The 21,008-nt window shown below is 39.9% G+C and carries 19 protein-coding genes, 1 rRNA gene and 1 pseudogene; 18 read left to right on the top strand and 3 right to left on the bottom strand.

Annotated features, from left to right (window positions below):
- Position 1 precedes the first annotated feature (1 nt).
- Positions 2 to 163 (top strand): hypothetical protein, encoded by a 162-nt coding sequence (locus ADS77_RS22785; protein ID WP_235575812.1) that lies wholly within the window; start codon positions 2 to 4, stop codon positions 161 to 163.
- Here ADS77_RS22785 and ADS77_RS19000 read toward each other — a convergent pair.
- The 3 genes and pseudogenes from ADS77_RS19000 to ADS77_RS22795 all read right to left on the bottom strand — a co-directional run bounded on the left by ADS77_RS19000 (position 147) and on the right by ADS77_RS22795 (position 3,377).
- The gene (locus ADS77_RS19000) at positions 147 to 1,223 is read right to left on the bottom strand and encodes a PepSY-associated TM helix domain-containing protein (protein WP_235575813.1); all 1,077 of its coding nucleotides are present in this window, start codon (positions 1,221 to 1,223) and stop codon (positions 147 to 149) included. The two genes, ADS77_RS22785 and ADS77_RS19000, sit on opposite strands and share 17 nt — an antisense overlap.
- 9 nt (positions 1,224 to 1,232) lie before the next feature.
- Positions 1,233 to 2,351: pseudogene (locus tag ADS77_RS22790) on the bottom strand (TonB-dependent siderophore receptor); the annotation flags it as partial.
- A 45-nt stretch (positions 2,352 to 2,396) separates the two neighbouring features.
- On the bottom strand, positions 2,397 to 3,377 hold the full coding sequence (locus ADS77_RS22795; RefSeq protein ID WP_235575814.1) for a TonB-dependent siderophore receptor: 981 nt from the start codon (positions 3,375 to 3,377) through the stop codon (positions 2,397 to 2,399).
- Between the two features lie 241 nt (positions 3,378 to 3,618).
- Here ADS77_RS22795 and mnmE point away from each other — a divergent pair, with 241 nt between their 5' ends.
- From mnmE to ADS77_RS19090, 17 genes are all read left to right on the top strand, one after another.
- Entirely contained in the window at positions 3,619 to 4,983 is a 1,365-nt protein-coding gene (gene mnmE, locus ADS77_RS19010) for a tRNA uridine-5-carboxymethylaminomethyl(34) synthesis GTPase MnmE (protein WP_054206596.1), read from the top strand.
- 1,387 nt (positions 4,984 to 6,370) lie between these two features.
- Positions 6,371 to 6,823, top strand: coding sequence for a flavodoxin domain-containing protein (locus ADS77_RS19015; RefSeq protein ID WP_054455842.1), 453 nt, complete (start codon positions 6,371 to 6,373; stop codon positions 6,821 to 6,823).
- Positions 6,824 to 7,250: 427 nt separating this feature from the next.
- Positions 7,251 to 9,140 (top strand): tRNA uridine-5-carboxymethylaminomethyl(34) synthesis enzyme MnmG, encoded by a 1,890-nt coding sequence (gene mnmG, locus ADS77_RS19020; RefSeq protein WP_054206598.1) that lies wholly within the window; start codon positions 7,251 to 7,253, stop codon positions 9,138 to 9,140.
- A 15-nt stretch (positions 9,141 to 9,155) separates the two neighbouring features.
- Complete coding sequence (rsmG, locus tag ADS77_RS19025) at positions 9,156 to 9,776, top strand: 16S rRNA (guanine(527)-N(7))-methyltransferase RsmG (protein ID WP_054206599.1); 621 nt, start codon at positions 9,156 to 9,158, stop codon at positions 9,774 to 9,776.
- A 14-nt stretch (positions 9,777 to 9,790) separates the two neighbouring features.
- Positions 9,791 to 10,576, top strand: a complete 786-nt coding sequence (locus tag ADS77_RS19030) for a ParA family protein (RefSeq protein WP_054206600.1) — start codon at positions 9,791 to 9,793, stop codon at positions 10,574 to 10,576.
- A gap of 18 nt (positions 10,577 to 10,594) precedes the next feature.
- Complete coding sequence (locus ADS77_RS19035) at positions 10,595 to 11,521, top strand: ParB/RepB/Spo0J family partition protein (protein ID WP_054206601.1); 927 nt, start codon at positions 10,595 to 10,597, stop codon at positions 11,519 to 11,521.
- A 142-nt stretch (positions 11,522 to 11,663) separates the two neighbouring features.
- A complete protein-coding gene (locus ADS77_RS19040) occupies positions 11,664 to 12,044 on the top strand; it encodes an ATP synthase subunit I (protein ID WP_054206602.1) in 381 nt (126 codons plus the stop codon).
- A 15-nt stretch (positions 12,045 to 12,059) separates the two neighbouring features.
- Positions 12,060 to 12,917: a F0F1 ATP synthase subunit A gene (gene atpB, locus ADS77_RS19045; RefSeq protein WP_054455846.1), complete on the top strand. Its 858-nt coding sequence runs from the start codon at positions 12,060 to 12,062 to the stop codon at positions 12,915 to 12,917.
- Between the two features lie 60 nt (positions 12,918 to 12,977).
- On the top strand, positions 12,978 to 13,211 hold the full coding sequence (gene atpE / locus ADS77_RS19050; RefSeq protein WP_004335261.1) for a F0F1 ATP synthase subunit C: 234 nt from the start codon (positions 12,978 to 12,980) through the stop codon (positions 13,209 to 13,211).
- A 41-nt stretch (positions 13,212 to 13,252) separates the two neighbouring features.
- Positions 13,253 to 13,723, top strand: coding sequence for a F0F1 ATP synthase subunit B (gene atpF, locus ADS77_RS19055; RefSeq protein ID WP_054206605.1), 471 nt, complete (start codon positions 13,253 to 13,255; stop codon positions 13,721 to 13,723).
- Positions 13,724 to 13,739: 16 nt separating this feature from the next.
- Complete coding sequence (gene atpH / locus ADS77_RS19060; protein ID WP_054206606.1) at positions 13,740 to 14,273, top strand: F0F1 ATP synthase subunit delta; 534 nt, start codon at positions 13,740 to 13,742, stop codon at positions 14,271 to 14,273.
- Between the two features lie 14 nt (positions 14,274 to 14,287).
- Entirely contained in the window at positions 14,288 to 15,829 is a 1,542-nt protein-coding gene (gene atpA, locus ADS77_RS19065) for a F0F1 ATP synthase subunit alpha (protein WP_054206607.1), read from the top strand.
- A gap of 60 nt (positions 15,830 to 15,889) precedes the next feature.
- Positions 15,890 to 16,750 (top strand): F0F1 ATP synthase subunit gamma, encoded by an 861-nt coding sequence (gene atpG / locus ADS77_RS19070; protein WP_054206608.1) that lies wholly within the window; start codon positions 15,890 to 15,892, stop codon positions 16,748 to 16,750.
- Positions 16,751 to 16,783: 33 nt separating this feature from the next.
- A complete protein-coding gene (gene atpD / locus ADS77_RS19075) occupies positions 16,784 to 18,169 on the top strand; it encodes a F0F1 ATP synthase subunit beta (RefSeq protein WP_054206609.1) in 1,386 nt (461 codons plus the stop codon).
- Positions 18,170 to 18,182: 13 nt separating this feature from the next.
- The gene (locus ADS77_RS19080) at positions 18,183 to 18,608 is read left to right on the top strand and encodes a F0F1 ATP synthase subunit epsilon (protein ID WP_054206610.1); all 426 of its coding nucleotides are present in this window, start codon (positions 18,183 to 18,185) and stop codon (positions 18,606 to 18,608) included.
- Between the two features lie 349 nt (positions 18,609 to 18,957).
- Complete coding sequence (gene glmU / locus ADS77_RS19085) at positions 18,958 to 20,316, top strand: bifunctional UDP-N-acetylglucosamine diphosphorylase/glucosamine-1-phosphate N-acetyltransferase GlmU (protein WP_054206611.1); 1,359 nt, start codon at positions 18,958 to 18,960, stop codon at positions 20,314 to 20,316.
- Positions 20,317 to 20,931: 615 nt separating this feature from the next.
- A 16S ribosomal RNA gene (locus ADS77_RS19090) occupies positions 20,932 to 21,008 on the top strand; the annotation flags it as partial.

The following is a 21,008-nucleotide window of genomic DNA, read 5'->3' on the forward strand; positions in this document are numbered from 1 at the left end:
GGTGCAAACAGCGCTAGAAAACATTCATTTAGGGCGTGCTAAAGCAGGAGCAAAAAGTAAATCAGGTACTGTGCGAACACTAAAACTGACACTGGTCACAATCACAGAAGCTACAACCAATACTGTGGCAGCACCACCGGCAACGCCTAACCATTTAGCTTAACTCTAAGCCAGCTCATATACATGCCAGTGGCACTAATAAAGCTCATAGCCAAACCAAAAATAGTCCAAATTAATTTTGTGCCAATTCCTGCAAAATTACCAAAGTGAAGAGGATCGGCCGTATCTTTAATACGCGCAATGATTGGTAGGTTTTCTCCTTTTTGAATCCCGAGTACAACTCCTGTTGTTGGATGTAAATAAACTCGATTAGCACGGAGCCTAAGTAATATATCATTATTATACCCTCTAACTTCTACAGCTTGATTTGCCTTTTTCCCGTAGCGAATATAACGAATATCCAAACTTGAAAAAGCTTGCAGCGCTTTGTGCGTTAAGGTAGCTACGTGTAATGGGGCACTTGACTCTTGAACAGGCACTTTTCGCAAATTACGCAATGCGCTGGGTTCGGCTACATAATGATCAATTCTAGCCGTTTGCAAGCCATGTTCAATCAAGTACCATGTGCCTGTTATCGACATTACAGCGATAAACCACAAACTCCATAGCCCGAGTAACTTATGCCAATCAGCCCAACTGCTGCGCTTGGTTTTTAATAGCTGACTTGGCTTTTTAAAGAACCCAAGCCACCACTGACGGTAAACATAAAAGCTAGATATAAATAAAACCAACAATAGCAAACTTAAAGAGGTGACAATTAACTTACCGATCCAGCCTAATGAAAGGTTCATGTGCCAATTGCGCAAAAAACGCGATACACGTGCCCATTTCCCCTCTCCTAACCACGCACCTGTCGCACCATCAAGGTAAACAAATAAAAATTCATCATGATATTTTAAAGCAACTTCAGTAGCTAAATAATCTTGCTTATGTCTGTGAATATAGAGAATTTGCGCACTGGGGTATGTCTTATTTAATGTGTGCTCAATAGCTATATAATTGGTTTCACCCGAATTGCTAATTGCCCGAAATTTTTTATCACTTAAGTACTCTATCTCATGACTTAACGTTGCTAATGTTCCTGAAAAACAAATAACAAAAAGCAGAACCCCTACAAAGAGTCCTGCCCAGGAGTGTAAATTAAACCAACTTTTTGCTTTCACACAGCACGATTAAAAGTTGTATTTAGCGCTCAAATAAATACGACGTGGCTCACCAGGAAAATGCCCTGTACGTTCAATAAACCCACTTGACGCATATTCTTTATCAAACAGGTTTTTAACTGATAATTGCCATTGCCAATTATCTATGGTGGTTTGCCATGCCATATTATAAACAGTGTATGATTTAACCGCTTGCCCGCCTAAACTTAATTGTTCATCTACATAGTTTAAACCAGCAGAAATAGAAGAATATAAGGTCGGTAGCTCATAACGAGTCCAGATACCTGTCGTATTTTGTGGTGCGTTAGCAAACTTGTCACTGTTAGGTATTTGATTACGAATACTATCGTTTGCTTCGGTAATACGGGTATCATTATAAGCATAATTGGCAGTTACAACCCAATATTCTGTAATATCACCCACCACTTCAACTTCAAAACCTTTACTTTGCACTTCACCAATAGCGACTAAATCGTCAACGCCATCTTTAGCTACATCACCTAATAAGCTTGGTTGAAGAATATTCTCACGAACAATATCGTAAACAGCCATATTTACGGCAAGGCTATCATTCAGCAATTTAGTGCGTAGGCCTAGCTCGTTAATGCGACTTTCTTCCGGTGAAAAAGGGCCGCCTTTAGCGGTATCTTGATTACTGGCACTTTGAGGGACAAACCCAGTTCCATGCAATGCATATGGAAAAAAGACATCGTTAATATTGTAGCTAGTACCAATGCGGTAAGTTACGTCACTGTCTGAAAACTCAGTTTGATTAAGCTCATCCTTATCTTCAAAGCGATCGTATCTTAAGCCCGCAGTAATACTCCAGTTATCCGTTACATCTAATTGATCTTGGGTATAAAAGCCTAAACGAGAGCTATTTGTGCGGCCAAGTCTGGGAGTAATGGTATCGAGTGCATAATCAGCCCCTGAGGTTAAACCGTACTCAGAATTAAGTAAGCTTAAACCAGTAACTGGGCCGCCTCGACTTTGTTGCGTTGCAGTGCGATAGGTACTATTAAAATCATGCTCATAAAAATCACTGCCAAATAACATTTGATGCTGCATATCAGCAAGTTCAAATTCAACAACAGCATTGGCTGTTAAGCTAAAACCCTTATTTTCCCTAACTTGATCTCGAAACTCACGGTGAGTCCAATCAACAACACCATCTTAGTCAGTATCTACTAAGCCCCTAGGCTCATGGTAGTTTTGCACTTCTTCATTATCAAAATAACGTGCAGTTATATCGGTACGCCAAATATCATTAATTTCATGTTTAAGTGTTGCTTGGTAAACATGAGCTTCTACATTTTGAAAATCGGTTGCTTCATTATGATTCCAACTTATATCGGCAAGAAAATTACCTTCATCATCCGCAGGTACACCACGTAAACGGGCCCCACCTAATTCTTGTTCTATGTAAGTGTACTGCGCCGTCAACTCTGTAGCACCACTAATTAACCAGGTATAACCAAGATCAACAATGGTATTGTCACTACTTGTATTATTGCGAAACGGCTTTTCTGAGTCACGATAAAGGCCGACACGATAAGCATGATTATCTAAATTATCGTTAAGCGTGCCTGTGCTTTCTAATGCGCCACTAAAAAAGTCATCATTGCCAACTTCAAACTCAATACTATGCTTATCGGTAAATTTTGGTTTTTTAGTTACATAATTGATGATTCCACCTGGATTACCACTACCATAAACGGCCCCTGCAGGGCCTTTTAATACCGCGATTTGTTCAATATTAAATAACTGAGGAACAGCAAAACCATTAAATGGATCACCTTTTACACCATCATATAAAATTTCATCTTGGCGAAAACCACGAAACGTCACGCCTGAGTAACTAAATGCATTTACACCGGCTATATTGCTATATAAATCGGTAATTTGACGGGCTGCCTGATCATTTATTAACTCTTGCGGAAGTATTTGAATAGATTGTGGGATCTTTTCAATCTCTGTGTTTGTTCGAGTGCCAAAACTTGAATCCATAGGCCGATATAAAGAAAATGCTCGCCCGATAACAGAGATTTTTTCAATATCTGTTATTTTTTCTTGTTCTGTTGTTGTTTGTTCTGAAGCAATAGATGAAGCTGAAAAACCTGTAATTATAGCCAGTACTAAAGGTGATAAACGCATAAAATAATAATGATGAAGTGATAATTAACACATGATAATAAATGCGATTATCATTTGCAATGAGGTTGCTATGTCTTAAATTTAAATAAATATAAACCTTACACAGCGTTTAAGTTTCTACCACCAAGAAGTTTTAACCGATTCTTTAATTGGCTTTTTATTGCCCTGCTATTCGCATGCTATAAAGCCATAGGTTACAATACGCACATATCGTTATTCATAAAATTGGCAAATTATTAGCATGATCAATCAAGACACTATTGCAGCACAGGCGACCGCCCCCGGAAGAGGTGGCGTAGGTATTATTCGCGTTTCTGGCAGTTTAGTAAAAACCGTTGCTGAAAAAATCATTGGTCGTTGTCCTAAAGTACGTTATGCCGATTATGTACCCTTTAAAAACCTTGCTGGCGAACAACTTGATCAGGGAATTGCAATTTACTTTGCGGGCCCTAACTCATTCACAGGCGAAGACGTACTTGAACTACAAGGCCACGGCGGCCCTGTTGTGCTTGATATGCTACTAAAAGAGATAAGCCAAATAGAAGGTGTGCGATTAGCCAAGCCTGGTGAGTTTTCTGAACGTGCATTTATGAACGATAAAATGGATTTAACTCAAGCAGAAGCCATCGCCGACTTAATCAATGCCACCAGCGAACAAGCCGCTAAAAGCGCCCTGCACTCGCTACAAGGTGAGTTTTCTAAGCGTATAGACACTTTGGTAGAAAAAGTCATTCATTTGCGTATGTACGTAGAAGCTGCCATTGACTTTCCAGATGAAGAAATCGATTTTTTATCTGATGGTAAAGTCTCTGGTGATTTAAACGGCATTATTGAACAGTTAAATAACGTCACTAATCAAGCCAAGCAGGGCAGTATCATGCGAGAAGGTATGCGTGTCGTTATTGCTGGTCGCCCTAATGCGGGGAAATCTAGCTTGCTCAATGCCCTTGCTGGACGTGAAGCCGCCATCGTAACTGAGATAGCAGGCACCACCCGTGATGTACTACGTGAACATATCCATATTGATGGCATGCCGCTGCATATTATTGATACAGCAGGCCTGCGCGAAAGCCCTGATAAAGTTGAGCAAATAGGTATTGAGCGCGCATGGGATGAAATAAAACAAGCCGATCGCGTGTTGTTTATGCTTGATGGCACTGATACGAAAGACACCGACCCGCATACTATTTGGCCTGAATTTATGGCTAAGCTTCCTGAGGGCATGGGCGTTACAGTGATCAGAAATAAAGCCGATTTATCTGGCGATACGGTTGGTATGGCAGAAGAACAACAATATCCAGTGATCAGCTTAAGCGCTAAAAATGCTGATGGTATAGAGTTAGTTCGTACTCACTTAAAGGCATGTATAGGCTTTCAAGGCGCAACAGAAGGTGGTTTTATGGCACGCCGTCGTCATTTAGATGCTTTAGAAAGCGCGGCACATCATTTGCACGTAGGTAAAGATCAATTAGAAATGCACATAGCCGGAGAAATACTCGCTGAAGAACTACGTTTAACACAAAATTATTTAAACGAGATCACCGGAGAGTTTACCTCTGACGACTTACTTGGAAAGATATTTAGCTCATTTTGTATCGGTAAGTAAAAGCCTAATAAACGTAAATGGAGTGTATTTTCACTCTATTTACGTTCAGTTTTTGATTCCATCAGCCATATACCCAAGCCACCTCAAGATGCGAGCGTCGTTGGAATTAAAAGCGATTTAGGCATCACTATTATACTAACCAACGCCATTTTATTACTTATTTCAGCTGAGGTTCGCGGATAATACAATACCAAACAATGTTACTTTTCTTCGTCTATAAACCAATTAACTTTCCTATTAATGCGGTAAAAAATCAATATCACGTCACTATACCAATCGTGTTAAGTTAATGACCATTTATAGCGAAAGATAAATGCAGTGATAACAGGCAGAAACTTTGACATGTAGTTGCTCTCGGCAATTGCTCTACCTCCTTTATTAGAGTCAATCATTTCTCGAGCATGGCATTCTGTAATAGCCTTTTGGTGATGTGCTAATAGACCAATGGATTGATGCAGGCAAGCCATAAATTAAACATTGCAGTCACTGTAATCTATATATTTAGCTCAGCATATGATCATTGCGTAATGACAAAAGCCCTTTAGTATTGTTAAAACCCCCTTATATTAATCAATAAATGCTGGTGGCTGGCTTGGAAAAATAACTATTCCTTATCAATAAAACAGGTATTGATCACAAATTTATGTCAAAAAAAGCACTTTAATTAAGCCTACTTTTATCTATTAAATCCTACTTAACCACAGTAATCGATTTAAAAATCCCCTTCCCTCACTCATAAACCTAACGGTTATCCGTGAAGATTTACTGTAGTAATAGGCAAATATTTAAAAACTGTCATCAATATCACTTCTCAATTATTCAAAATTTAGATTTTAAATTTATAAGTTATCCACAATCACTATTTTTTTGGACATTTCTCCAAATTAATCGCTAGAAATATAACGATCCCTTGGAAATAATTTGCAGGATCATCTAATTTCTAGCCCTTTTTTACTGCTTTTTATAAAAATTTATAGAAATAGATCTACCTAACCGATAAAGATCGAAAAATTATAAATATTTATTAACCCTAAACGATCGTTATCAACAGGAGATCTATCCACAATCAGATCTCCTGTGTTAAATCATTTTTATAATCGCAGAACACACTGTATAAAATTTTATGATCAATAACTTAGCTACAAACGATGAATTAACCTATGCATTCAACCATAGCTTTCCCACTATTTATCAACAACTTGATCAGATGATTACAATTTGGAATAAGTTATTATATTCACTAAAAACAAAAACTTAAATTAATAAAATGATATTGGAATAAAAAAGTAGCAAAAATACTTATACAAAGATCCATTCTGTACTTTACTGATGAGTAAACTCAGTTATCATAAACGGTATCTTAATAAGTAGGCGATCATCAAAAGTTATGGATTCAGTTAATATCATTATTGGCAGTCAGATGGGATCTGCAGAGTACGTGGGCGAACAACTTGCAGAGCAATTAATAAGCCAAGGGATCGATACTGAAGTTCATGATCAACCTAACTTTTCTAGTATAAATAAAGAAAACACGATCTGGTTACTTTGCACTTCAACTTATGGCGCAGGTGACTACCCTGAAAACCTGCTAGCTTTCATTGATAATGTAAATCAAGCAGCTGATTTAAAAGGCTTAAAGTTTAGTGTTATTGGTTTAGGCGATACAAGTTATGACACTTACAACCTTGCGGGACGTAATTTAGAGCAGCTTTTACTCAGTAAAGGTGCTAACTGTGTTGCAGAACGCCTAGAGCTCAATATCCTTGATGAAGAATTACCAGAAGATACTGCTTTGGCTTGGTTACCAAGCTGGATCGATAAATGCGGTATTGCTAAATAGCCGATCTTAATAATGATCATAAATATAAAGTTACCCACAATTTACTGAGAATTTAGATCGGATTGTGGATAAGCTATGATCTAACTGCGTTTTAAAGGTATGTTATCCATGGGATAAGATCTATTCGATCACCCCCTGTGCATAAAGTGCCTTTTTGATCAGAGCTTATACGGAGCTTGATCCGATCATATAAACACCTTTAGATCCGATCTAACTTTATGTTTTTAATTATAAACTAGACCTTATCAACAGAAATAGCGATCAGTAGTAGTAATAGTAATAAAAGATCTCTTTAAAAGATCCTTTATATTATTAGAGATCACTTACTTAGATCTTGAGCACAGTTTAATCATTTATCTTCTGTAAATTTATAGGTAGAATACGCTCCCCTTGGAAGTTTGCTGGTTGATTTAAGTAGGATCCCTAAATGATTTTTCACGAAAGTTTTGATGTTATCGTTGTTGGTGGTGGCCATGCAGGTACTGAAGCCGCATTAGCTGCTGCTCGAATGGGTATGAATACCCTACTGCTGACTCACAACATGGATACCCTTGGTCAAATGTCATGCAACCCAGCAATTGGCGGTATTGGCAAAGGCCACTTAGTAAAAGAAATAGACGCGCTAGGTGGTGCAATGGCACAAGCCATCGATAAAGGCGGGATCCAGTTTCGTACTCTAAATTCTTCAAAAGGCCCAGCAGTTCGTGCAACTCGTGCACAAGCAGATCGCGCACTTTACAAAGCAGCAATTCAAGACATTTTACAAAAACAAGATAACTTAAAAATCTTCCAACAATCATGTGATGATCTTGTGGTTGAAAATAATCAAGTAATCGGTGTTGTTACCCAAATGGGTTTACGCTTCAGTGCACCTTCAGTTGTATTAACCGTTGGTACTTTTTTGGGTGGCCAAATCCATATAGGCTTAGAAAACTTTAAAGGTGGCCGTGCTGGTGATCCACCTTCTATTGCATTAGCAAATCGTTTACGTGAATTACCATTTCGTGTTGATCGTTTAAAAACAGGCACACCTCCACGTATTGATGCCCGGACTGTTGATTTTAGTAAAATGGAAGCGCAGCCGGGAGATACTGCTACGCCTGTATTTTCATTTATGGGTAATGAGTCAGATCATCCACAACAAATAGCGTGTTATATTACATATACAAATGAAAAAACCCATGAAGTGATCCGTAATAACCTACACCGCTCTCCAATGTACTCTGGTGTTATTGAAGGGATAGGCCCACGTTATTGCCCTTCTATTGAAGATAAAATTGTACGTTTTGCTGACAAAGACAAGCATCAAATATTTGTAGAGCCTGAAGGCCTAACCTCTTATGAGCTTTACCCTAATGGTATTTCAACAAGTCTACCTTTTGATGTGCAGTTAGAAATAGTGCAGTCAATCACTGGTTTTGAAAATGCCCATATTTGTCGTCCTGGTTACGCTATAGAATATGATTACTTTGATCCACGTGATTTAAAGAAATCATTAGAAACTAAATTTATTGATGGTTTGTTCTTTGCTGGACAAATCAATGGTACTACAGGTTATGAAGAAGCTGGCGCTCAAGGCTTAATTGCAGGTATGAATGCTGCATTACAAGTACAGGGTAAAGAACCTTGGACACCGCGCCGTGATGAAGCCTATGTAGGCGTATTAATCGACGATTTAACCACGTTAGGTACTAAAGAGCCGTACCGTATGTTTACGAGTCGTGCTGAATACCGTTTATTATTACGTGAAGATAATGCGGATATTCGCTTAACTGCAAAAGGTCGTGAACTTGGTTTAGTTAACGATGATCGTTGGCAAGCATTTAATGAAAAAATGGATATCATTGCAAAAGAATCTCAACGGATCAAAGAAACGTGGATCCATAAAGATCACGTAGCTATTGATCAAGTTAATGGGTTACTAAAAACACCATTAACTCGAGAAGCAAGTTTAGAAGAATTGTTACGCCGACCTGAGATCCGCTATAACGATCTAATGGCGATCGAAGGGTTGGGATCTGAATTTGATCACGCAACTGCATTAGAGCAAGTTGAGATCCATACTAAGTACGCAGGGTATATTGCTCGTCAACAAGATGAGATCAATAAGCAACTTCGTCATGAGTTAACTATTTTGCCTAAAGATTATGATTACTCGACAGTTTCGGGTTTATCAAATGAAGTGGTTGCTAAATTAACCGAGGCGCGTCCAGATACAATCGGTCAAGCATCGCGTATTTCAGGTATCACGCCAGCAGCGATTTCGCTATTATTAGTTTATCTGAAGAAGCAAGGCCTACTACGTAAAATTGCGTAGCTATTAAGGAATACTGTGTTACAGCAACAATTAACTACTTTGTTAGCGCAAACTGATATTGCGCTAACCGAAAAACAACAGCAACAATTGGTTCAGTATGTTGAGTTACTCAATAAATGGAACAAAGCTTATAATTTAACCTCAGTGCGTTTACCTGAGGATATGATGATTAAGCATATTATGGATAGTTTAGTTGTTGCACCTCACCTACCCGGTCATCATTATATTGATGTGGGTACGGGTCCTGGCCTTCCGGGTATCGTATTGGCTATTGCATTACCTAATACTCAATTTACTTTATTGGATAGTTTAGGCAAGCGAGTGCGTTTTTTAATGCAGGTAAAGCATGAGCTTGGACTTGATAATGTGACCCCTGTGCAGTCTAGAGTTGAAGATTATCAACCAAGTGTTAAATTAGATGGTGTATTAAGCCGAGCTTTTGCATCTTTACAAGATATGGTTGACTGGTGTTCGCACTTAATTGATCATTCAGGTAAATTTATAGCCTTAAAAGGCGTATTTCCAAGTGACGAGCTAGAATCTTTACCTAAAGGTATTAAGTTCGAAGAAAAAATAGCCTTGGAAGTACCAAAGTTAGATGCTCAAAGGCATTTAATTATTCTATCTAAAGACTAGGGATCAGAAACACTGTGGCAAAAGTCATTGCAATAGCAAACCAAAAAGGTGGTGTGGGTAAAACCACCACAGCGGTAAATCTCGCAGCATCAATGGCAGCAACAAAACGTAAAGTGCTGCTTATTGATCTGGATCCGCAAGGCAATGCGACAATGGGCAGCGGTGTAGATAAATACAGCGATGTAGCAACAATTTATGATCTTTTAATAGAAGATAAACCGATTGAAGAAGTGGTTACTAAAGAAACATCAGGTGAATATCATTTAATTGCCGCCAATGGTGATGTTACCGCCGCCGAAGTTAAATTAATGGAGCTTTTTGCTCGCGAAGTTAGACTTCGTAATGCGCTTGAAAAAATATCAGATCAATATGAATTTATTTTTATTGATTGTCCACCATCACTGAATATGTTGACTGTTAATGCAATGGCGGCCGCAGACTCAATTTTAGTGCCTATGCAATGTGAGTATTATGCGCTTGAAGGCTTAACTGCATTGATGGACACAATTACCCAACTCGCTAAACTGGTTAACCCTAAATTACAAATTGAAGGGATTTTACGTACTATGTACGATCCGCGTAATCGTTTGGCTAATGATGTATCAGAACAACTAAAGCAACATTTTGGTGATAAAGTGTACCGCACTGTGATCCCGCGAAATGTTCGTCTAGCTGAGGCGCCTAGTTTTGGTGCGCCAGCAATGTACTATGACCGGACATCAAGTGGCGCAAAAGCGTATTTAGCACTTGCTGGTGAAATGTTGCGCAGAAAAGAAAAAACATCCCCAATCGTCGCCTAAATTTGAGGTAAAAATAACATGTCTGCAAAAAAACGCGGTTTAGGCCGAGGGCTTGATGCATTATTAAGCTCATCAAAACCAGCACCTAGTGCAATGCAAGTGCAAGCGGATAGCACACATATTTTGCAGGTAGAAGAAACGCAATTAGATAATACAAGTGAACTACAAAAGTTACCGATTGAATTTCTTCAATCGGGTAAATATCAGCCACGTAAAGACATGTCTGAAGAAGCCCTTGAAGAACTTGCCAGTTCTATTCGTTCACAAGGCATTATTCAACCAATTGTTGTTCGCCCTATAGGTGAAAAAAGTTATGAAATTATCGCAGGTGAACGTCGTTGGCGAGCAGCTCAATTAGCTAAGCTTGATACTGTTCCTTGTATCATAAAAAATGTTGCTGATGAAGCTGCTGTTGCTATTGCGTTGATTGAGAATATACAACGTGAAGATTTAAATGCGATGGAAGAAGCGGTTGCGTTAAATCGTTTATTAACTGAATTTGAATTAACACATCAACAAGTCGCGGATGCGGTGGGTAAATCACGTACTACTGTAACAAATTTATTGCGTCTGAATAATTTAAATGACGATGTTAAAATTTTGTTAGAACATGGCGATATTGAAATGGGCCATGCACGTTGTTTATTAGCTCTTGAAGGCGAGGCGCAATCAGATGCTGCACGTCTTGCTGTCGCAAAGGCATTAACCGTACGAGAAACTGAAAAGTTAGTACGGTCGATTCTAGAGCCTGTACCAAAAAAAGAGACTGCAGAAAAAGATCCTGATGTCAAGCAGTTAGAGCAACAACTGGCTGATAATTTAGGCGCGAAAGTCGAAATTAATTACAACAAAAAAGGTAAAGGAAATTTGGTTATTTCCTACACTAACTTAGATGAATTGGACGGGATTTTAAACCGTATAAACCAAGACTATTCCCAGCATTAATTAATATCATGTCTAAAACGAGACATTTATAGCGATTTTGCACCACAAAGCACCGACTCAAGTTGCAAAACTGGCAGGATTAAGTATAATTTCGCCAGTTTTCATGCCATGACAAATAGAATGCCAGTAAGGTTAACTAAACGTGAATAATAAGTTAGCAGCACCTTATCAATTGGCTGCATTTAAATTAATCTGTTTGCAAGGTAGTGTAGCCTTAGTAGCTGCCATAATTGTTTTTTTAGGTTGGGGAGTAAGTGCCGGTCTCTCAGCATTAGCTGGAGGCGTTGTAGCCGTACTTCCTCACTGTGTATTTGCCGTTTATGCATTTCGTTATATGGGTGCAAGCCGAGCAAATCAAGCGTATACCTCGTTAAAGCGCGGTAACGGATTAAAATTTATGCTTACAATCATATTGTTTGCGCTAGTGCTAAAGCATTTTCCGGTAATTTTGTTACCTTTCTTTAGTAGTTATGTACTGGCGTTATTTACTGGATTGTTTGCACCCGTTTTTTTTAAACATTAACTTTTGGGATATAACATGGCTGCAGAAGAAGTTACTCTATCTAGCCATATTCAGCACCACTTGACCAATGCGAAGATGTGCTCGACCGATACCGGTCTTGCCTTCAATAAAGCATGTGCGGACAGTGGATTCTGGACATGGCATGTGGATACCCTCGCATGGTCTATCGGTTTAGGTCTTTTATTTTTATGGATCTTCCGTAGTGCCGCTAAAAAATCAACACTGGGTGTACCTGGTAAGTTTCAGTGCTTTATTGAAATGATCGTTGAGTTCGTTGGTGATAATGTACGCGATACCTTCCATGGTAAAAGCAAACTAATAGCACCTCTAGCCCTAACAATTTTTGTTTGGGTGTTCTTGATGAACTTAATGGATTTAATACCGGTTGATTTCTTACCTGCATTTGCTGGTTTAGTTGGTGAAACTGCCTTCGGTATGGATTCACACGACGTGTACATGAAAATTGTACCTACTACTGATATCAACTTAACCGCTGCGCTTGCGATTGGTGTATTTTTATTGATGATCGGTTACTCAATCAAAATTAAAGGTGTGCTTGGCTTTGTTAAAGAGCTTACGCTTCACCCATTTAGTTCAAATAACACATTGGTTCAAATTCTTTTGATTCCATTTAACCTGTTACTTGAATTAATAGCATTAGTTGCTAAGCCTTTCTCGTTAGCGCTACGTTTATTCGGTAATTTATACGCTGGTGAGTTGATTTTCATCTTGATCGGCGCGGTAGGTTTAATGCAGTTACCACTGCACTTTATTTGGGCTGTATTCCATATCTTGGTAATCGTACTACAAGCATTCGTATTTATGATGCTGACAGTTGTATACCTAAGCATGGCAAGCTCGGATAATCATTAATTTTTATATTTACAATTTTACTTTTAACTTTAATTTACAATTGAAACTTTGGAGAAAAAAATGGAACTAGTATTAGGTCTTAAGTACATCGCAGTAGCTTTACTTATCGGCTTTGGTGCAATCGGCACAGCGATCGGTTTTGGTAACATGGGTGGTAAATTCCTTGAAGCATGTGCGCGTCAACCTGAGCTTGCACCTTCACTACAAGTTAAGATGTTCATCCTAGCTGGTCTAATCGATGCTGTAGCAATGATTGGTGTTGGTATCGCGATGGTATTGTTGTTCGTACTTTAATTTTATTTTTTGAACAGCTTACTATTTAAGGAGGAGCGGTTGTGAACTTAAACGCCACTCTTATCGGTGAATTAATTGCATTTACGGTGTTCGTATTATTTTGTATGAAATACGTATGGCCACCACTAAACGGTGCAATTGAAGCTCGCCAGAAAAAAATCGAAGATGGTTTAGCTGCCTCTGATAGAGCCGAAAAAGACTTAGAACTAGCGCAAAAGAAAGCTGCAGAACAGCTTAAAGATGCAAAAGTTCAAGCGGCAGATATCATTGAACAAGCTAAAAAGCGTGCAGTGCTAATTGTTGACGAAGAAACAGTTCGTGGTCAGCAAGAGCGTGAAAAAATTATTGCTCAAGGGCATTCTGAAATTGAATCTGAGCGTAACCGTGTAACAGAAGAGCTACGTAAGCAAGTAGCTACTCTTGCAGTGGTTGGCGCAGAACGAATTTTAGAGCGCGAAATCAATCAAGCCACACATAGTGACATCGTTGAAAAACTTGTCGCTGAGCTGTAACTAGGAGGGTATGAGCATGTCTGAATTGACTACTATCGCTCGCCCATACGCTAAAGCGGCTTTTGAACTTGCCGTTGAAAAAGGCACTATTGACAGTTGGAATGAGATGCTGTTTTTTGCTGGCCACGTTGCCAGTGATGAACAAGCATCTGCTATTTTAGCTGGGTTGCCTAATGCTACTGCACAAGCTGAGTTATTTATTAAAATTTGTGCAGAGCAGCTCAACGAACAAGGTCAGAACCTAGTGAAGGTGATGGCTGAAAATGGACGTTTAGTCGCTTTACCAGCGGTTGCTAAGTTATTTGCTAATTTTAAAGCAGAGTACGAAAAAGAAATCGAAGTAGATGTGATTTCGGCAACCCCTCTTGTTGCAGCGCAGCAAGAGACATTGGTAGCGGCACTTGAAAAACGTTTCGCACGCAAAGTTAAGCTGAATTGTAGTGAAGACGCTGCAGTGGTTGGTGGTCTTATCATTAAGGCTGGTGACACTGTAATCGACGGCTCAGTTCGCGGTAAATTAAACCGCTTAGCCACAACACTACAATCGTAATTGGGAAAAAGAGCATGCAACTTAATTCCACTGAAATTTCAGATCTGATCAAACAACGTATTGAGAAGTTCGAAGTTGTAAGTGAAGCTCGTAACGAAGGTACTATCGTATCTGTTACTGACGGTATCATCCGCATCCACGGTCTAGCTGACTGTATGCAAGGTGAGATGATTGAGCTTCCAGGCAACCGTTATGCTATCGCACTAAACCTTGAGCGCGACTCAATTGGTGCAGTAGTAATGGGTCCGTACGCGGATCTTACTGAAGGCGTAAAAGTATACACAACTGGTCGTATCCTAGAAGTTCCTGTTGGTGCTGGTTTACTTGGTCGTGTTGTAAACACACTAGGTGCACCTATCGATGGTAAAGGCGCTTTAGATAACGACGGGTTTGAACCTGTAGAAAAAATTGCACCAGGTGTAATCGAGCGTAAATCTGTAGATGAGCCAGTGCAAACTGGTTATAAATCTATTGATGCGATGATTCCAGTTGGTCGTGGTCAACGTGAACTTGTGATCGGTGACCGCCAAACAGGTAAAACTGCACTAGCAATCGATGCAATCATCAATCAAAAAGACACAGGCGTTAAGTGTGTGTATGTAGCGATTGGTCAAAAAGCATCTACTATTGCTAACGTAGTACGTAAATTAGAAGAGCACGGTGCACTAGCAAATACTATCGTAGTTGTTGCATCTGCCTCTGAATCAGCGGCACTTCAGTACTTAGCACCGTTCGCGGGCTGTACTATGGGTGAATACTTCCGTGACCGTGGTGAAAACGCATTAATCGTATATGATGATTTGTCTAAGCAAGCAGTTGCTTACCGTCAAATTTCATTGCTACTTAAGCGTCCACCAGGTCGTGAAGCATACCCAGGTGACGTATTTTATCTTCACTCTCGTCTTCTTGAGCGTGCATCGCGTGTAAACGCTGATTACGTTGAAAAGTTCACCAATGGTGAAGTGAAAGGTCAAACTGGTTCATTGACGGCATTGCCAATCATTGAAACTCAAGGCGGCGACGTTTCTGCGTTCGTACCGACTAACGTTATCTCTATCACCGATGGTCAGATCTTCTTAGAAACTGACTTATTCAACTCAGGTATCCGTCCGGCAGTAAATGCTGGTATCTCGGTATCGCGTGTTGGTGGTGCTGCACAAACTAAAATCGTTAAGAAACTAGGTGGCGGTATTCGTCTAGCCCTAGCTCAGTACCGTGAATTAGCTGCGTTCTCGCAGTTCGCGTCTGACCTTGATGATGCAACACGTGCTCAACTTGAGCATGGTGAGCGTGTAACAGAGTTAATGAAGCAGAAACAGTACGCACCAATGTCTGTTGCTGAAATGTCTTTGTCGTTATTTGCAGCTGAGAAAGGTTTCCTTCAAGATATCGAGATCGTTAAGATCATGGATTTTGAAGCGGCTTTACTTTCTTATGCAAATAGCACATACGCAGAGCTTATGGCTCAAATCAATGAAACTGGTAACTACAACGCCGAGATCGAAGCGCAGCTTAAAGACCTTCTAACGAAGTTCAAGTCTACGCAAACTTGGTAATTTAGTTATTAATGGTGCGCTTTAGGTAACTAAAGCACACCTTGATTCGGAGAGAGAGTCATGGCCAGCGGAAAAGAGATTAAAAGCAAGATCGGTAGTATTAAAAATACTCAAAAGATCACTAGCGCAATGGAAATGGTTGCTGCGTCTAAAATGAAAAAGGCGCAAGAACGTGTGGCTTCAAGCCGTCCATACGCTGAAAAATTACGTAAAGTGATTGGTCGTGTTGCTCAAGCAAATCTTGATTTTACTCACCCTTTTTTAGAAGAGCGTGAAGTAAAACGAGTTGGTTATATTGTTATCTCTACAGACCGTGGTCTGTGTGGCGGTCTTAACTCAAATGAGTTTAAGCAAGTTGCACTAGATGTTAAAGCGTGGAAAGAAAAAGGTGTAGACGCAGAGTTTGCAACTTTAGGCAGTAAAGCTGCTGGTTTCTTCCAACGTTTTGGTGGTCAACTACTCGCTAAAAAAGCGGGCTTAGGAGATAAACCTTCTATTCAGGATATTATTGGTCCTGTAAAGATCATGCTAGATGCATTTTCTGAAGGGAAGATTGACCGTTTATTCTTGGTATATAACAACTTCGTTAATACCATGAAGCAAGAGCCAATTATAGATCAGTTACTCCCTTTGCCAAAAGCTGAAAAAGAAGTATCTGCCCACTCGTGGGATTACTTGTATGAGCCAAACCCAGACGCGATTTTAGAAGCGCTGTTAGTACGCTTTATTGAATCTCAAGTATACCAAGGTGTGGTTGAAAACGCTGCTTCTGAACAGGCTGCCCGTATGGTTGCAATGAAAGCTGCAACTGATAACGCTGGTGACCTTATGGATGATTTACAGCTTATTTATAACAAAGCTCGCCAAGCAGCAATCACACAAGAAATTAGTGAGATTTGTTCTGGTTCAGCTGCAGTTTAATGCTTCAGGCAAAGATTAAAGAGAGGAATAGACATGAGTTTAGGTAAGGTCGTCCAAATTATCGGTGCCGTTGTGGATATTGAATTTTCACAAGACAACGTGCCAGCCGTATATGACGCGCTAAAAGTATCAGATGGCGATTTAGCTGGTTTGACTCTAGAAGTCCAACAACAGCTAGGTGGCGGTGTGGTACGTACTATCGCACTAGGTACTACAGACGGTTTACGTCGTGGTGCTGCTGTATCAAACACAGGTGAAGCGATTCAAGTTCCAGTTGGTAAAGCAACACTTGGTCGTATCATGAACGTACTTGGTGAGCCAATCGATGAAGCTGGTCCAATCGGCGAAGAAGACCGTATGTCTATTCACCGTGCAGCGCCTTCATACGAAGAGCAATCAAGTTCAGTTGAGCTTTTAGAAACTGGTATCAAGGTAATCGACCTTGTATGTCCGTTCGCTAAAGGTGGTAAAGTTGGTTTATTCGGTGGTGCCGGTGTTGGTAAAACCGTAAACATGATGGAACTTATCCGTAACATCGCAATCGAGCACAGCGGCTACTCAGTATTCGCAGGTGTTGGTGAGCGTACACGTGAGGGTAACGATTTCTACCATGAGATGAACGATTCAAACGTACTTGATAAAGTATCGCTTGTATACGGTCAGATGAACGAGCCTCCAGGTAACCGTTTACGCGTAGCGTTAACAGGTCTTACTATGGCTGAAAAGTTCCGTGACGAAGGTCGCGATGTACTTTTCTTCGTAGATAACATCTACCGTTATACACTTGCTGGTACAGAAGTATCTGCACTACTTGGTCGTATGCCATCAGCGGTAGGTTACCAGCCTACACTTGCTGAAGAAATGGGTGTATTACAAGAGCGTATCGCTTCTACTAAGACTGGTTCAATTACTTCAATCCAAGCGGTATACGTACCGGCGGATGATTTAACGGATCCATCTCCAGCAACTACCTTTGCTCACTTAGATGCAACTGTAGTACTTTCGCGTGATATCGCATCACTTGGTATTTACCCTGCGGTAGATCCACTTGATTCATCTTCACGTCAACTTGATCCATTAGTAATTGGTCAAGAGCACTACGATACAGCACGTGGCGTTCAAACAGTTCTTCAGCGTTATAAAGAGCTTAAAGACATCATTGCAATCCTAGGTATGGACGAGCTTTCTGATGAAGATAAGCAACTAGTATCTCGTGCACGTAAAATCCAGCGCTTCCTATCTCAGCCATTCTTCGTGGCAGAGGTGTTTACAGGTGCATCTGGTAAATACGTATCACTAAAAGATACAATTGCTGGCTTTAAAGGTATTTTAAGTGGTGAATTCGACCACATGCCAGAGCAAGCGTTCTACATGGTTGGCTCTATCGAAGAAGCTCAAGAAAAAGCCAAAAGCATGTAACTAGGAGGGTAGTATGGCAGCTATGACTGTACATCTTGATGTAGTAAGCGCAGAGGGTAAAATATTCTCTGGTCTTGTTGAATCTATTCAAGTAAGTGGTAGTGAAGGTGAGCTAGGTGTTAACGCCGGCCACGCTCCACTACTCACTGCCCTAAAACCTGGTATGGTACGTTTAGTTAAGCAATTTGGTGAAGAAGAATTCATCTACATTGCAGGTGGTACGCTAGAAGTTCAACCGAACATTGTATCTGTACTTGCAGATACAGCCGTTCGTGGTGAAGACCTAGACGAACAAGCTGCAGAGCAAGCTAAACGTGACGCTGAGAAACAAATGGCACAAGGTGGTACATCTGCGGAGCTAGACTATAGCCAAGCAGCTGTACAGCTAGCTGAAGCAATCGCTCAGCTACGTGTTATTCAGCAATTACGTAAAAAGTAAGCCAATCTGGTTTTTTAAAAGCCCACTTTATGTGGGCTTTTTTGTGCCTGTTATTATTTTTAATACAATGAAAAACTAAATATATGACTGCGTTGTCATCACATGAAACAGGCGATGTAAATTAATTTAACTTGCATTAACAGTTAATAACCTATGTTTTTACTTATATCCTTCATCAATCCCCGTTACAATATGACAATAATAAAGCGATTTGTAATTTCAGCTTAGATTCAGTGGCTACTGCTAGATTGCCATTGAGTATGTGCACATGATGTGACTTACGTAATCTTTTTGAATTTACACATGGTTACTCATTCCAATAAAACAAAGAAAGAAGGATATTGTTTTAATGTCTCTGACTACAGTAATTCTTGCTGCGGGTAAAGGTACTCGTATGCGTTCAGCTCTACCTAAGGTTCTTCATAAAGTGGCTGGTAAACCAATGGTGCAACATGTCATTGATAACGCCAATGCATTAGGAGCGACTTCAACGAATTTAGTTTATGGTCATGGCGGCGAATTATTACAACAACAACTTGCCGATAACGACGTAAACTGGGTACTGCAAGAAGAGCAACTTGGCACCGGTCATGCTGTTGCCCAAGCAAACCAACATATTAATGATAACGATACTGTTTTAGTTTTATATGGTGATGTGCCGTTAACAAAACAATCAACGCTTGAACGTTTACTTGCCGCTACTCCTAAAAATGGCTTAGCTGTATTAACCGTGGATTTGGTTAACCCAAATGGCTACGGTCGTATGCTTCGAGTTAATGGCAAGCTAGTAGGTATTGTTGAACAAAAAGATTCAACACCTGAACAGTTGCTTATTACAGAAGTTAATACCGGTATTATGGCTGTTAATGGTGGATTACTAAAAAGTTGGTTAGGCAATCTTTCAAACAATAACGCTCAAGGTGAATATTACTTAACCGACATTGTCGCTATGGCGCACAGCGAAGGTGTTGAAATAAGTTCAGCACAGCCTGATCATCCAATGGAAGTTGAAGGCGCAAACAATCGTGTGCAACTAGCTGGCCTTGAGCGTGCTTATCAAGCATGGCAAGCCGAAGAGCTAATGCTAAATGGTGCAACACTTGCCGATCCTGCCCGCATTGATGTTCGTGGTGAAGTCACCACCGGTGAAGATGTACTAATTGATGTAAACGTTATCTTTGAAGGTAAAGTGACAATCGGTAATAATGTTGAAATTGGTCCTAACTGCGTACTTAAAAATTGTACCATTGGCGATAATGTCATTATTAAAGCTAATACCTTAATTGAAGAGGCAAGTGTTGCAGCTAAATGCACACTTGGTCCATTTGCACGTTTACGCCCAGGTGCAATCATGGAAGAGGACTCTCATATTGGTAACTTTGTTGAGATGAAAAAAACGCGCCTAGGAAAAGGTTCTAAAGCAAATCACCTTTCTTATTTAGGTGATGCTGAAATTGGCGAAAAAGTTAATATTGGTGCTGGTACTATTACCTGTAACTACGATGGTGTGAATAAAGCAAAAACTATAATTGGCGATAATGCGTTCATTGGTTCTAATTCATCACTTGTGGCACCAGTAAATATTGGTTCGACGGCAACCATTGGAGCTGGCTCCGTGATTACTAATACTGTCGCTGATGAACAATTGGCCGTTGCTCGAGGTAAACAACGCAATCTCGATGGCTGGAAAAGACCAACTAAAAAATAGTATTATTTAAAAGGCTACCTCGGTAGCCTTTTTTATCTCATGTTTGCTTGATTAATATACCAAAAAAGCCCCGCAAGCACTTGTTTGTATATGTTTTGTACAAAAGTGAAGTTGATTTAATAAAACTGAAATAAAGCATTGACCGCCTCTAAATAATCCCTATAATGCGCATCCACTGACCCGGTAGGCAGCAATGAAAAGCGCTGAACAAACGGTTAGATAGGTCGAGTAAAACTTAACTTTGAAATTCTTTTAAAGAAACTAAAAATTAAGTGTTGACAAAAAAAATGGAAAGCGTAATATGCGCAGCCCTAGCGAGATAAAGTTTAACTTTAATCGCAACGTTCTTTAACAATATAAAGCAATCATCTGTGTGGGCACTCGTACCGATTGAGTTCTAACAGCCGARCTTAACTTTCTTTTTAGATAGGTAAGCAAGGCAAAAAATTTAGAGTCTCAATGTGATTTCTCGAAAGAGAAACTGAGTGACCAACAGAATAGTTATTTTTAATAATTATTCRGCACAGTCAATTCAATATCGAAAGATATTAAATAAATTCAGAATTCATTGAGCAGGTTCTTCATTCTTTATTGGATGAGAACAGAAAAAACTTTTAATTGAAGAGTTTGATCATGGCTCAGATTGAACGCTGGCGGCAGGCCTAACACATGCAAGTCGAGCGGTAACAGAG

Source organism: Pseudoalteromonas porphyrae, from assembly GCF_001298125.1.
Taxonomy (GTDB): domain Bacteria; phylum Pseudomonadota; class Gammaproteobacteria; order Enterobacterales; family Alteromonadaceae; genus Pseudoalteromonas; species Pseudoalteromonas neustonica.

Bases quoted from the DNA above. Each gene is read 5' to 3' on its own strand.
- ADS77_RS22795 (WP_235575814.1), bottom strand. From the start codon at position 3,377: ATGCGTTTATCACCTTTAGTACTGGCTATAATTACAGGTTTTTCAGCT.
- mnmE (WP_054206596.1), top strand. From the start codon at position 3,619: ATGATCAATCAAGACACTATTGCAGCACAGGCGACCGCCCCCGGAAGA.
- ADS77_RS19015 (WP_054455842.1), top strand. From the start codon at position 6,371: ATGGATTCAGTTAATATCATTATTGGCAGTCAGATGGGATCTGCAGAG.
- mnmG (WP_054206598.1), top strand. From the start codon at position 7,251: ATGATTTTTCACGAAAGTTTTGATGTTATCGTTGTTGGTGGTGGCCAT.
- ADS77_RS19035 (WP_054206601.1), top strand. From the start codon at position 10,595: ATGTCTGCAAAAAAACGCGGTTTAGGCCGAGGGCTTGATGCATTATTA.
- atpB (WP_054455846.1), top strand. From the start codon at position 12,060: ATGGCTGCAGAAGAAGTTACTCTATCTAGCCATATTCAGCACCACTTG.
- atpE (WP_004335261.1), top strand. From the start codon at position 12,978: ATGGAACTAGTATTAGGTCTTAAGTACATCGCAGTAGCTTTACTTATC.
- atpH (WP_054206606.1), top strand. From the start codon at position 13,740: ATGTCTGAATTGACTACTATCGCTCGCCCATACGCTAAAGCGGCTTTT.
- atpA (WP_054206607.1), top strand. From the start codon at position 14,288: ATGCAACTTAATTCCACTGAAATTTCAGATCTGATCAAACAACGTATT.
- atpG (WP_054206608.1), top strand. From the start codon at position 15,890: ATGGCCAGCGGAAAAGAGATTAAAAGCAAGATCGGTAGTATTAAAAAT.
- atpD (WP_054206609.1), top strand. From the start codon at position 16,784: ATGAGTTTAGGTAAGGTCGTCCAAATTATCGGTGCCGTTGTGGATATT.
- ADS77_RS19080 (WP_054206610.1), top strand. From the start codon at position 18,183: ATGGCAGCTATGACTGTACATCTTGATGTAGTAAGCGCAGAGGGTAAA.
- glmU (WP_054206611.1), top strand. From the start codon at position 18,958: ATGTCTCTGACTACAGTAATTCTTGCTGCGGGTAAAGGTACTCGTATG.